This is a genomic window from Citrobacter sp. Cpo221, assembly GCF_030332345.1.
Taxonomy (GTDB): domain Bacteria; phylum Pseudomonadota; class Gammaproteobacteria; order Enterobacterales; family Enterobacteriaceae; genus Citrobacter; species Citrobacter portucalensis.
On record NZ_JAOWIA010000058.1, the window covers coordinates 498,498 to 511,760 of the forward strand.

The window sequence follows — 13,263 nt, forward strand, 5'->3', positions numbered from 1 at the left end:
AGGCCTGATAAGGCGTAAGACGCCGCCATCCGGCAACAAACGGCTTATTTACGCGTCAGTTTTTCGAGATCGGCTTCAATTTCGCTGATCTTGTTGGTCACAACGCTTTCAAGATGACGTAAATCATCAAGGATCTTGCGTTTAAGATCGACTTCGCTGCGATCACGCTGGCAGATCTGATCCAGTTCGTCGATCACATAGCGCAGGTTGGGACTGATCTCCTGCACTTCTTTGTAACCCTGGCCGACGCCATCGGCAACCACCGTTTTGCGCTGACGGGGATATTTGAACTTCACGCTCTTGGCAAAAAACTCGCCTTTATCCTTCTGGAAATAGATTTTCAGGATATCGTTGTTGGCTTCTTGCCGCAGGCTGTAACGATCGATCTCTTCAGGATTAGTAATGCCCAGACTTTTCAGATTGTCATACATAGCGGTACCCTTAAGCTCACTATAACCATTGAATAATTAACGAAAAGCCTTGTTTATGCCACTCGCAGATGTAAAAAAAGCGGGCTAAGCCCGCTTTTTCAAATCGCTGTTAGTCGATGGTGCGTAACAGCTCATTGATTCCCACTTTGCCACGCGTTTTGGCATCGACTTTCTTCACAATCACCGCGCAGTACAGGCTGTATTTGCCATCTTTTGACGGCAGGTTGCCGGAGACGACCACGGAGCCTGCCGGAACGCGACCATAATGCACTTCGCCAGTTTCACGATCGTAAATACGGGTGCTCTGACCGATGTACACGCCCATAGAAATAACAGAGCCTTCTTCGACGATTACGCCTTCAACCACTTCAGAACGTGCGCCGATGAAGCAGTTGTCTTCGATGATGGTCGGGTTAGCCTGTAACGGCTCCAGTACGCCGCCGATGCCAACGCCGCCGGACAGGTGTACGTTTTTACCGATTTGCGCGCAGGAACCGACTGTCGCCCAGGTATCAACCATCGTACCTTCATCAACATAAGCGCCGATGTTTACGTAAGATGGCATCAGCACGGTGTTACGGGCGATAAACGCACCCTGACGCACGGCCGCAGGCGGAACCACACGGAAACCTTCCTTCTGGAAGCGCGCTTCGTCATAGTTGGCGAATTTCATCGGTACTTTATCGAAGTAACGGCTTTCCGCACCTTCGATGACCTGATTATCGTTAATACGGAAAGAGAGCAGGACCGCCTTTTTCAGCCACTGATGCGTGACCCACTGACCCTCAATCTTCTCTGCGACGCGCAGTGCACCGGAATCCAGTAAAGAAATAACCTGATTCACCGCTTCGCGGGTTACGGTATCTACATTTGCCGGAGTAATGTCGGCACGGCGCTCGAAAGCGGACTCAATAACGTTCTGTAACTGCTGCATTGTTAAACTCTTTCCATAATAAATAAAAACATCACCCTTTATCGTTTGGATTGAGGGCCTCTGTCAACCGTTGATGCACTTCCTGCTGCAGCTCATTATTAAGGGCGCGCCGGTCGGCGGTGGCGATTATGAATAAATCTTCTACTCGCTCACCAATGGTTGTAATTCGGGCGCCATGCAGCGAAATTCCCAGATCGGCAAAAATCTGCCCGACCCGCGCCAGCAGGCCGGGCTGGTCGAGAGCGATAAGCTCCAGGAATGATTTTCGGTCGGTATGGGTCGGCAAAAAGGTGACCTCAGTATCGACGGTAAAGTGGCGTAATTTTGCCGGCTGGCGACGCGGTTGCGGTGGCTGCCAACTGCGCTGCGTGATGGCCTGTTCCAGTCCAAAACGGATCGCTTCATGTCGGTCTGAAGACAGCGGGCTGCCGTCCGGTTCCAGTACGATGAACGTATCCATCGCCATCCCATCGCGGGTAGTGAAAATCTGCGCATCGTGGACGCTAAGATTACGCCTGTCCAGTTCAGCGCAGACGGCGGCAAACAGGTAAGGACGGTCAGGGCTCCAGATGAAAATTTCTGTCCCGCCGCGCGTGGCCTGTGGGCTGAGCAGGATCAGCGGCTTGCTGAGATCGTGTTGCAGCAGATGGCGCGCATGCCAGGCCAGCTGATTTGGGCTGTGACGCACGAAGTAGTTGGCGCGACAGCGTGACCAGATGTGGTGCAACGCTTCTTCATCAATGTTGTCCATTCGCAGTAGCGCCAGCGCCTGAAGCTGATGATGGCGTACACGCTCACGCATATCCGGCGTATTTTGCATGCCACGACGCAGTTGTTTTTCCGTTGCGAAGTACAGCTCGCGTAGCAGGCTTTGCTTCCAGCTATTCCACAGTGTTTCGTTGGTGGCGCAAATATCCGCGACGGTCAGACACACCAAAAAGCGCAGACGGTGTTCCGTTTGTACCTCTTCGGCGAATTGCTTGATCACTTCGGGATCCTGAATATCGCGGCGCTGAGCGGTCACCGACATCAGCAAATGCTGGCGCACCAGCCACACGATCAGCTGCGTTTCGCGGGAATTCAGGCCGTGCAGTTCGGCGAACTTGAGCACGTCCTGAGCGCCGAGCACCGAGTGATCGCCGCCGCGGCCTTTGGCGATATCGTGGAACAGCGCGGCAATCAGAATCAACTCCGGCTGTCGCAGACGCGGCCATAGATCCACACACAGCGGATGGCGCTGACGGGTCTCTTCGTTGGCAAAACTTTCCAGCTTGAGCATTACGCGGATGGTGTGTTCATCCACCGTATAGGCATGAAACAGGTCAAACTGCATTTGGCCGACAATATGCGACCATTGCGGCATATAGGCCCACAACACGCTGTGGCGATGCATCGGCAGCAGACCGCGGCTCACCGCACCCGGATGGCGTAACATACTGAGAAACAGCGATCGTGCTTCCGGGATGTAGCACAGCGGTTGGGTTAAATGACGGCGGGCATGACGCAGATGGCGCAACGTGGTGGAGTAAATCCCGCTGATCGCGCTGTTACGCACCATGATGTAAAACATCCGCAGTATCGCTTCGGGTTTGCGGATAAACAGATCGTCGTTGCGCAGATCGATCAACGTGCCGCGCAGTTGGAAGTCGTCATCAATCGGGCGAGGTTTTTCATCGGCGGGCATGGCGAGGATCGCCTCGTCGAACAGTTGCAACAGCATGTGATTCAGTTCGCTGACCCGTCGGGTGACGCGGAAATAGTCTTTCATCATCCGCTCGATAGGTTCGTTGCCTTCGCCGCCGTAGTTTAGCCGTTGCGCCACGCTGAGCTGGCGGTCAAACAGCAGGCGGTTGTCGTAACGACTAACGACCAGATGCAGGGCGAAGCGAATCCGCCACAGGATATGCAAACATTCATTGAGCTCGGCACGTTCTGCCAGCGTCAAAAAGCCGAAACCGACCATTTCGTCCAGTGAGGTGGCGCCAAAATGGCGACGGGCCACCCACTGCAGGGTATGGATATCGCGCAGGCCGCCGGGACTGCTTTTGATATCCGGCTCCAGGTTGTAGCTAGTGCCGTGATAGCGCTGGTGGCGCTGATTCTGCTCTTCCACTTTGGCGGCGTAAAACTTGTCGGAAGGCCAGAAACCTTCGCTAAAAATATGCTTTTGCAGCTCTAGAAACAGCGCCACATCGCCGATCAGCAGGCGAGTTTCAATCAGGTTGGTGGCGACGGTTAAATCTGATAATCCTTCCAGCAGACACTCTTCCAGCGTACGCACGCTATGTCCAACCTCCAGCCTCACGTCCCATAGCAGCGTTAACAGCTCACCGACTTTCTCGGCCTGCGCATCAGGCAGCTTTTTACGACTCAGGATCAGCAGGTCAATATCGGAAAGCGGGTGCAATTCGCCTCGCCCGTAGCCGCCAACGGCAACCAGCGCCAGATCGGCTATTTGCCCGAACCCAGCTTCTATCCACAAACGCTGTAGCAGTTGGTCAATAAATTCGGTGCGGGCCTCAATGAGCTGTTCTGCAGAAATTCCACTGTCAAACGCTTCGCCTAACCAGCTCTGGAAGGTGTCGATATGCGCTTTAATGCCGGAGCAGTTGAGGTCGTGTTGTGGCCATGTCCCTGGGTTTTGTGGCTGGCCTGGCAGGGTGGGGAGGGCAGTATTTGCGTGCTGTTCAGGAAGAGTATTCATTATGCGCCACCCATTAAAAAGCCGGATGACGCTTACGCTTATCCGGCCTACGGGAGAGTGCTATTTGTAGGCCTGATAAGCGACAGCGCCATCAGGCAAAACATTATTCGCCGTGTGTGATGATCGCCGGGATGGTGTCATCCTTGCGTAACGTCAGAATTTCACAGCCGTTTTCCGTCACTACAATAGTATGCTCGTACTGTGCAGACAAGCTCCGGTCTTTGGTTTTCACCGTCCAGCCGTCTTTCATGGTACGGATACGGTAATCACCGGCATTCAGCATCGGTTCTATGGTGAACGTCATGCCCGGTTGCAGTACCACACCACCGTCGTCTGCATCGTAGTGCAGAACCTGCGGCTCTTCATGGAAGCCGCGACCGATACCGTGACCGCAGTATTCACGAACGACAGAGAAACCTTCACCTTCCGCGTATTTCTGAATTGCAGCGCCCAGCGTGCGCAGGCGAATACCCGGTTTCACCATCCGCAGTGCCAGATACAGGCTTTCCTGCGTGACGCGGCACAGACGCTCGCCCAGAATAGTTGGTTTGCCGACGATGAACATTTTCGAGGTGTCACCGTGGTACTCATCTTTAATCACGGTAACGTCGATGTTGACGATATCGCCGTCTTTCAGGAGCTTGGCGTCGTCCGGGATCCCGTGGCACACCACTTCATTAATAGAGATACATACGGATTTCGGATAGCCGTGATAGCCCAGGCAGGCGGAAATGGCCTGCTGCTCATTCACGATATAGTCATTACAGAGGCGATCCAGCTCGCCGGTGCTGACGCCCGGTTTAACAAACGGCGCGATCATTTCCAGTACATCAGCGGCCAGGCGGCCAGCGACGCGCATTTTTTCGATTTCTTCAGGGGTCTTGATTGAGATAGCCATAAATTCTGTCCATCAGTGTCGATTATTTCGACAATAATTGTGTAAGTGCTGTCAATGGTATCAGTCTGGGGTGTACCCTGCCAAATTGAGAATCATTCTGAACTTCGCCTTTCGTGCCACAAATGCGTTGGCTACATTTTTTCACCCCAGTCACTTACTGGTTGTAAGCTCCCGGGGATTCAAAATTTTGCCGCCTTCCTGTAACACGAAATTCATCGTTCATTCAGCACAGACCGCCAACAATTATTGGTGTCGGTGGCGTATTTGTGGTATAAAGCGCGCCGGACTTCCGATCCATTCGAAGACTACACACGATGGACGGGAGCGACAAATCTCACTTTGTGTAACAACACACACGTATCGGCACATATTCCGGGGTGCCCTTTGGGGTCGGTAATATGGGATGCGTGGAGGCTTAACCCCAACTTTTATATATAGAGGTTTTAATCATGGCAACTGTTTCCATGCGCGACATGCTCAAGGCTGGTGTTCACTTCGGTCACCAGACCCGTTACTGGAACCCGAAAATGAAGCCGTTCATCTTCGGTGCGCGTAACAAAGTTCATATCATCAACCTTGAGAAAACTGTACCGATGTTCAACGAAGCTCTGGCTGAACTGAACAAGATCTCTGCTCGTAAAGGTAAAATCCTTTTCGTTGGTACTAAACGCGCTGCAAGCGAAGCGGTGAAAGAAGCTGCTAACAGCTGCGACCAGTTCTTCGTGAACCATCGCTGGCTGGGCGGTATGCTGACTAACTGGAAAACCGTTCGTCAGTCCATCAAACGTCTGAAAGATCTGGAAACTCAGTCTCAGGACGGTACTTTCGAAAAGCTGACCAAGAAAGAAGCGCTGATGCGTACTCGTGAGCTTGAGAAACTGGAAAACAGCCTGGGCGGTATCAAAGACATGGGCGGTCTGCCGGACGCTCTGTTCGTAATCGATGCTGACCACGAGCACATTGCTATCAAAGAAGCAAACAACCTGGGTATCCCAGTATTTGCTATCGTTGATACCAACTCTGATCCGGACGGTGTTGACTTCGTTATCCCGGGTAACGACGACGCAATCCGTGCTGTGACCCTGTACCTGGGCGCTGTAGCTACTACCGTTCGTGAAGGCCGTTCTCAGGATCTGGCTTCCCAGGCGGAAGAAAGCTTCGTAGAAGCTGAATAATAAGGCACGCTCGTTAGAGCCCTTATAGACCAGGTAGTATCACGTTTGGTTAGGGGGCCTGTATATGGCCCCCTTTTTCACTTTTAAATCTGTGCGGTTTCATGCCGGGCAGATCAAATCTTCCGAGGATTTTAGAATGGCTGAAATTACCGCATCCCTGGTAAAAGAGCTGCGTGAGCGTACTGGCGCAGGCATGATGGATTGCAAAAAAGCACTGACTGAAGCTAATGGCGACATCGAGCTGGCAATCGAAAACATGCGTAAGTCCGGTGCAATCAAAGCGGCGAAAAAAGCAGGCAACGTTGCTGCTGACGGCGTAATCAAAACCAAAATCGACGGCAACATCGCTTTCATTCTGGAAGTTAACTGCCAGACTGACTTCGTTGCTAAAGATGCTGGTTTCCAGGCATTTGCTGACAAAGTACTGGACGCTGCCGTTGCTGGCAAAATCACTGACGTTGAAGTTCTGAAAGCACAGTTCGAAGAAGAACGTGTTGCTCTGGTTGCTAAAATCGGTGAGAACATCAACATCCGTCGCGTTGCTTCCCTGGAAGGCGAAGTTCTGGGTAACTACCAGCATGGTGCTCGTATCGGTGTTCTGGTTGCTGCAACTGGCGCTGACGAAGAACTGGTTAAACAGCTGGCAATGCACGTTGCTGCAAGCAAACCAGAATTTGTTAAGCCGGAAGACGTTTCCGCTGAAGTGGTAGAAAAAGAATACCAGGTTCAGCTGGATATCGCTATGCAGTCTGGCAAGCCGAAAGAAATCGCAGAGAAAATGGTTGAAGGCCGCATGAAGAAATTCACCGGCGAAGTTTCTCTGACCGGTCAGCCTTTCGTCATGGAACCGAGCAAATCTGTTGGTCAGCTGCTGAAAGAGCATAACGCTGACGTAACGGGTTTCATCCGCTTTGAAGTGGGTGAAGGCATCGAGAAAGTTGAGACTGACTTTGCAGCAGAAGTTGCTGCGATGTCCAAGCAGTCTTAATTTTTAAAGGAGCCGCCTGAGGGCGGCTTCTTTTTGTGTCTGGCTTGTAAATTCAGCGAACCGCTATAGTGGTCATGCTGAAAAGCGACATACAATGTCGCCGGAATTAACTCATCTCATTCGTTGACAGTCTCAGGAAAGAAACATGGCTACCAATGCAAAACCCGTCTACAAACGTATTCTGCTTAAGTTAAGTGGCGAAGCTCTGCAAGGTTCAGAAGGCTTCGGTATTGATGCAAGCATCCTCGACCGCATGGCTCAGGAAATCAAAGAGCTGGTTGAGCTGGGTATTCAGGTTGGCGTAGTGATTGGTGGTGGTAACCTGTTCCGTGGCGCTGGTCTGGCGAAAGCGGGGATGAACCGCGTTGTGGGCGACCACATGGGCATGTTAGCCACCGTAATGAACGGTCTGGCGATGCGCGATGCGCTTCACCGCGCCTATGTGAACGCTCGCTTGATGTCCGCAATTCCTCTGAACGGCGTGTGTGATAACTACAGCTGGGCTGAAGCTATCAGCCTGCTGCGTAACAACCGCGTTGTTATTTTGTCTGCGGGTACCGGCAATCCGTTCTTCACCACCGATTCTGCAGCCTGCCTGCGCGGTATTGAAATTGAAGCGGATGTGGTTCTGAAAGCCACCAAAGTCGATGGCGTATTTACTGCCGACCCGGCTAAAGATCCAACGGCGACTATGTACGAACAGTTGACCTACACTGAAGTACTGGATAAAGAGCTGAAAGTAATGGATCTTGCCGCGTTCACGCTGGCTCGTGACCACAAATTACCGATTCGTGTCTTTAACATGAACAAACCAGGTGCACTGCGCCGTGTTGTTATGGGTGAAAAAGAAGGCACGTTAATCACGGAATAATTCCCGTTGCGGCTAAATGCAGGTAATATTCCGCTTTAATGTCGCGGGATACGTCCCTCAAAATTAATCAAGACTATACTTGTCACATCTTGCGTGGCGGGTATGGTCTGACTGAAACAAGCTTTCAAGGATTCGTAACGTGATCAACGATATCAGAAAAGATGCTGAAGTACGCATGGACAAATGCGTCGAAGCGTTCAAAAACCAAATCAGCAAAATTCGCACGGGTCGTGCTTCTCCTAGCCTGCTGGATGGTATTGTCGTGGAATATTACGGCACGCCGACTCCGCTGCGCCAGCTGGCAAGCGTAACGGTTGAAGATTCCCGTACCCTGAAAATCAACGTATTTGACCGTTCTATGGGTCCAGCCGTTGAGAAAGCAATCATGGCTTCCGACCTCGGTCTGAATCCAAGCTCTGCGGGCTCTGACATCCGCGTTCCGCTGCCGCCGCTGACCGAAGAACGTCGTAAAGATCTGACCAAGATCGTACGTGGTGAAGCTGAAGGCGCGCGTGTTGCGGTACGTAACGTACGCCGTGATGCAAACGACAAAGTGAAAGCGTTGTTGAAAGAAAAAGAGATCAGCGAAGATGACGATCGCCGTTCTCAGGACGACGTACAGAAACTGACTGACGCAGCAATCAAGAAAGTTGATGCGGCGCTGGCAGAGAAAGAAGCAGAACTGATGCAGTTCTGATTCGCCTGTACGCTAAAAACGCCGCTTAGAAGGCCTGAGAAGGCTGGATGGCGGCGTTTTGCTTTTTTCTGTCTACATACTCTAAATATTTCAAGTTGCAGGAAGGCGGTGACGCCAAAGGCCGAGTAAAGCCAACGTACATGCAACTTGAAGTATGACGAGTAAAATTCTTCTGGATGTCCGATGAAGCAATTAACCATCCTGGGATCAACCGGTTCCATTGGTTGCAGTACGCTGGATGTAGTACGCCATAACCCGGAAAAATTTCGTGTTGCTGCGTTGGTGGCGGGTAAAAATGTTGCCCGTATGGTAGAGCAATGCCTGGAGTTTGCGCCTCGCTATGCGGTAATGGATGATGAAAAAAGCGCGGCACAGGTAAAAGCTGCTCTTTTGGCACAGGGTAGCCGTACCGAGGTGATGAGCGGGCAGCAGGCTGCCTGTGATATGGCTGCGCTGGATGATGTTGATCAGGTCATGGCGGCGATTGTCGGCGCAGCGGGTTTGCTGCCGACGCTGGCGGCAATTCGTGCGAGTAAAAGCATTTTGCTGGCGAATAAAGAATCGCTGGTGACCTGCGGTCGTCTGTTTATGGACGACGTGAAACGCCACAAAGCGCAGCTTTTGCCGGTAGATAGCGAGCATAACGCGATTTTTCAGAGTTTACCGCAACCTATCCAACACAATCTGGGATACGCTGACCTTGAGCAAAACGGCGTCATGTCAGTTCTGCTTACCGGGTCTGGTGGCCCATTCCGTGAAACGCCATTGCGCGATCTGGTCTCTATGACCCCCGATCAGGCATGTCGTCATCCGAATTGGTCGATGGGACGAAAAATTTCTGTCGATTCCGCCACCATGATGAACAAAGGTCTGGAATACATTGAAGCGCGTTGGTTATTTAATGCCAGTGCAAGCCAGATGGAAGTGCTGATCCACCCGCAGTCGGTTATTCATTCGATGGTCCGTTATCAGGATGGTAGTGTTCTGGCGCAGTTGGGTGAACCTGATATGCGTACACCTATTGCCCATACGATGGCATGGCCAGAACGTGTGACGTCTGGTGTTAAGCCTGTCGACTTTTGCAAACTCAGTGCGTTGACGTTTTCCGCACCTGACTACCAGCGTTATCCGTGCCTGAAACTGGCGATGGACGCGTTTGAGCAAGGTCAGGCGGCGACGACCGCACTCAATGCCGCGAATGAAATTACCGTTGCCGCATTCCTGGCGCAGCAGATCCGATTTACCGATATTGCCGATCTCAATTTATCCGTACTGGATAAGATGGATTTGCAGGAACCACAGAGCGTTGACGACGTGTTGAAGGTCGATGCCATCGCGCGGGAAGTCGCCAGAAAAGAAGTGATGCGACTCTCAAGCTGATGATAATCCCTCTACGGAGAATCGTGCTATTTGTTAGCGTTGGGCTTCAGTGATATAGTCTGCGCCACCCGATCGCGGGTATTTGCTTTTTTTCGGTCGGGTAAGCCGTGGTTTGACACGGCTTTTTTGTGGATAGGCTTCAGTATTCCTGAGTACCGTAAATCCTTTCAGGGACTAATAACGCGTTATGTTGTCTGCAACTAAACCATTAAGCGAAAATTTGCCAGCACATGGTTGTCGCCATGTCGCAATTATCATGGATGGCAATGGCCGCTGGGCGAAAAAGCAAGGGAAGATTCGCGCCTTTGGGCATAAGGCTGGAGCAAAATCCGTCCGCCGGGCTGTCTCTTTTGCTGCAAATAACGGTATTGATGCGTTAACGCTGTATGCCTTTAGCAGTGAGAACTGGAACCGACCTGCGCAGGAAGTGAGCGCGTTAATGGAACTGTTTGTGTGGGCACTTGATAGTGAAGTGAAAAACCTGCATCGCCATAACGTACGCCTGCGTATTATCGGGGATATCAGTCGATTTAACTCACGTTTGCAAGAACGGATTCGCAAATCAGAAGCGATTACCGCCCAGAATACCGGGTTGACGCTGAATATTGCAGCGAATTACGGTGGACGGTGGGATATTGTCCAGGGAGTCAGGCAACTGGCACAACAGGTGCAGGACGGTGTGCTGCATCCTGAGCAAATCGATGAAGAGATGCTTGGGCAGCAAATTTGTATGCATGAGCTGGCTCCTGTGGATTTAGTGATAAGGACTGGGGGAGAGCACCGAATTAGTAATTTTCTGTTGTGGCAAATTGCCTACGCCGAACTTTACTTTACCGATGTTCTCTGGCCCGATTTCGATGAACAAGACTTTGAAGGTGCGCTGCATGCCTTTGCTAATCGTGAGCGTCGTTTCGGCGGCACCGAACCCGGTGATGAAAAAGCCTGATGGGGGTCGCTTTTGCTGAAGTATCGCCTGATTTCTGCTTTTGTTTTAATACCCGTTGTCATCGCGGCGCTGTTTTTGCTGCCGCCGGTGGGGTTCGCCATTGTTACGTTGGTCGTCTGTATGTTGGCCGCCTGGGAATGGGGACAGTTAAGCGGTTTTACCACGCGTACGCAGCGAGTCTGGCTGGCGGTTTTGTGCGGGCTATTGCTGGCACTGATGCTATTTTTGCTGCCAGAATACCATCGCGATATCCATCAACCGCTGGTTGAAGTATCGCTGTGGGCGTCGCTGGGCTGGTGGGTCGTAGCGCTATTACTGGTATTGTTTTACCCAGGGTCTGCGTCGGTCTGGCGTAATTCCAAAACATTACGCATAATTTTCGGCGTGTTAACCATTGTCCCGTTCTTTTGGGGAATGCTGGCGTTACGTGCATGGCACTATGATGAGAATCATTATAGTGGCGCGCTATGGCTGCTATATGTCATGATCCTCGTTTGGGGAGCAGACTCTGGTGCGTATATGTTTGGTAAGCTGTTTGGCAAACATAAGCTGGCACCGAAGGTTTCTCCTGGTAAAACCTGGCAGGGTTTTATTGGCGGACTCGCCACTGCGGCCGTGATCTCATGGGGTTATGGCATGTGGGCGAATCTTGAAGTTGCGCCTGTCACCTTGCTCATTTGCTCCATCGTTGCAGCCCTGGCCTCCGTGCTGGGTGACCTGACCGAGAGTATGTTTAAGCGTGAAGCAGGTATTAAGGACAGTGGTCACTTAATTCCAGGACACGGTGGTATTCTGGATCGTATTGATAGCCTGACGGCTGCGGTACCGGTCTTTGCCTGCCTGTTGTTACTGGTGTTCAGGACGCTCTAACGGATGGTCTTATGCTGAGTATTCTCTGGAATTTGGCTGCGTTCATCATCGCACTTGGTGTGCTTATCACCGTGCATGAATTTGGTCATTTCTGGGTTGCGCGGCGCTGCGGAGTCCGCGTCGAACGCTTTTCCATTGGCTTTGGAAAAGCGCTTTGGCGGCGTACCGATAAATCAGGTACGGAATACGTCATCGCCATGATTCCCCTCGGCGGTTACGTCAAAATGCTGGATGAGCGCGCTGAACCGGTCGCACCGGAATTGCGCCATTACGCCTTCAACAATAAAACGGTTGGACAACGTGCTGCTATTATCGCCGCGGGTCCGATTGCAAACTTCCTTTTTGCTATTTTTGCTTATTGGCTGGTGTTTATCATTGGTGTCCCTGGCGTTCGTCCTGTTGTTGGTGAAATAACACCCAACTCGATTGCTGCACAGGCGCAAATTCAGCCGGGTACGGAACTAAAAGCGGTTGATGGCATCGAAACCCCTGATTGGGATGCAGTGCGATTGCAACTGGTATCCAAAATCGGCGATGAGCATACAACCCTCAGCGTGGCGCAGTTTGGCAGCAACCAGCGGCAGGACAAAACGCTGGATTTACGCCATTGGGCATTTGAGCCAGACAAAGAGGATCCTGTCTCTAGTTTGGGCATGCGTCCGCGTGGTCCGCAGATTGAACCGGTACTGTCAGAAGTGCAGGTTAATTCCGCTGCAAGTAAGGCAGGTTTGCAAGCTGGCGACAGGATCGTTAAAGTCAATGGTCAGTCACTGACGCAATGGATGACGTTCGTGACTCTGGTGCGCGATAATCCGGATACGCCGTTAGCGCTAGATATTGAAAGACAAGGAAGTTCCTTGTCTTTAACGTTAACCCCAGATTCAAAACAGGTTAACGGGAAGGCAGAAGGGTTTGCGGGCGTGGTGCCTAAAGTTATTCCTCTGCCTGATGAGTATAAGACTGTACGCCAGTATGGGCCATTCAGCGCCATCCTCGAAGCCTCGGATAAAACGTGGCAGTTGATGAAGCTGACGGTCAGTATGCTGGGAAAATTGATTACCGGTGATGTAAAACTGAACAACCTCAGTGGGCCGATTTCTATCGCCCAGGGGGCTGGGATGTCAGCGGAGTTCGGGATTATTTATTACCTGATGTTCCTTGCGCTTATCAGCGTGAACTTAGGGATAATCAACCTGTTTCCGTTGCCCGTTCTTGACGGGGGGCATCTGCTGTTCCTGGCGATTGAAAAGCTGAAGGGCGGTCCGGTATCCGAGCGGGTTCAAGACTTTAGTTATCGCATTGGCTCTATCTTGCTGGTGTTGTTAATGGGGCTTGCACTTTTCAATGATTTCTCTCGGTTGTAAGAGAG

12 protein-coding genes are annotated in these 13,263 nt (G+C 51.7%); 8 read left to right on the forward strand and 4 right to left on the reverse strand.

Going from position 1 to position 13,263, the window contains the following annotated elements; all coding sequences use genetic code 11:
• Positions 1 to 44: 44 nt before the first annotated feature.
• The 4 genes from OGY72_RS19935 to map form a co-directional block, all read right to left on the reverse strand.
• The gene (locus OGY72_RS19935; protein ID WP_003018562.1) at positions 45 to 431 is read right to left on the reverse strand and encodes a DUF3461 family protein; all 387 of its coding nucleotides are present in this window, start codon (positions 429 to 431) and stop codon (positions 45 to 47) included.
• A gap of 109 nt (positions 432 to 540) precedes the next feature.
• Positions 541 to 1,365: a 2,3,4,5-tetrahydropyridine-2,6-dicarboxylate N-succinyltransferase gene (gene dapD, locus OGY72_RS19940; protein WP_003829186.1), complete on the reverse strand. Its 825-nt coding sequence runs from the start codon at positions 1,363 to 1,365 to the stop codon at positions 541 to 543.
• Between the two features lie 31 nt (positions 1,366 to 1,396).
• Positions 1,397 to 4,069 (reverse strand): bifunctional uridylyltransferase/uridylyl-removing protein GlnD, encoded by a 2,673-nt coding sequence (glnD, locus tag OGY72_RS19945; RefSeq protein WP_126319189.1) that lies wholly within the window; start codon positions 4,067 to 4,069, stop codon positions 1,397 to 1,399.
• A gap of 103 nt (positions 4,070 to 4,172) precedes the next feature.
• Positions 4,173 to 4,967: a type I methionyl aminopeptidase gene (map, locus tag OGY72_RS19950; protein ID WP_003829182.1), complete on the reverse strand. Its 795-nt coding sequence runs from the start codon at positions 4,965 to 4,967 to the stop codon at positions 4,173 to 4,175.
• Positions 4,968 to 5,416: 449 nt separating this feature from the next.
• On the opposite strand from map, the gene rpsB reads away from it, so the two are divergent.
• The 8 genes from rpsB to rseP all read left to right on the forward strand — a co-directional run bounded on the left by rpsB (position 5,417) and on the right by rseP (position 13,258).
• Positions 5,417 to 6,142: a 30S ribosomal protein S2 gene (gene rpsB / locus OGY72_RS19955; RefSeq protein WP_003018553.1), complete on the forward strand. Its 726-nt coding sequence runs from the start codon at positions 5,417 to 5,419 to the stop codon at positions 6,140 to 6,142.
• A gap of 136 nt (positions 6,143 to 6,278) precedes the next feature.
• Positions 6,279 to 7,130 (forward strand): translation elongation factor Ts, encoded by an 852-nt coding sequence (gene tsf / locus OGY72_RS19960; RefSeq protein WP_003018551.1) that lies wholly within the window; start codon positions 6,279 to 6,281, stop codon positions 7,128 to 7,130.
• Positions 7,131 to 7,275: 145 nt separating this feature from the next.
• Positions 7,276 to 8,001 (forward strand): UMP kinase, encoded by a 726-nt coding sequence (gene pyrH / locus OGY72_RS19965; RefSeq protein ID WP_003018549.1) that lies wholly within the window; start codon positions 7,276 to 7,278, stop codon positions 7,999 to 8,001.
• A gap of 139 nt (positions 8,002 to 8,140) precedes the next feature.
• On the forward strand, positions 8,141 to 8,698 hold the full coding sequence (gene frr / locus OGY72_RS19970; protein WP_003018547.1) for a ribosome recycling factor: 558 nt from the start codon (positions 8,141 to 8,143) through the stop codon (positions 8,696 to 8,698).
• Positions 8,699 to 8,881: 183 nt separating this feature from the next.
• Complete coding sequence (ispC, locus tag OGY72_RS19975; protein WP_003829176.1) at positions 8,882 to 10,078, forward strand: 1-deoxy-D-xylulose-5-phosphate reductoisomerase; 1,197 nt, start codon at positions 8,882 to 8,884, stop codon at positions 10,076 to 10,078.
• 187 nt (positions 10,079 to 10,265) lie between these two features.
• Positions 10,266 to 11,024, forward strand: a complete 759-nt coding sequence (gene ispU, locus OGY72_RS19980; protein ID WP_008786266.1) for a (2E,6E)-farnesyl-diphosphate-specific ditrans,polycis-undecaprenyl-diphosphate synthase — start codon at positions 10,266 to 10,268, stop codon at positions 11,022 to 11,024.
• Positions 11,025 to 11,036: 12 nt separating this feature from the next.
• The gene (gene cdsA / locus OGY72_RS19985) at positions 11,037 to 11,894 is read left to right on the forward strand and encodes a phosphatidate cytidylyltransferase (protein ID WP_003829174.1); all 858 of its coding nucleotides are present in this window, start codon (positions 11,037 to 11,039) and stop codon (positions 11,892 to 11,894) included.
• An 11-nt stretch (positions 11,895 to 11,905) separates the two neighbouring features.
• A complete protein-coding gene (rseP, locus tag OGY72_RS19990) occupies positions 11,906 to 13,258 on the forward strand; it encodes a sigma E protease regulator RseP (protein WP_003829173.1) in 1,353 nt (450 codons plus the stop codon).
• Positions 13,259 to 13,263 lie beyond the last annotated feature (5 nt).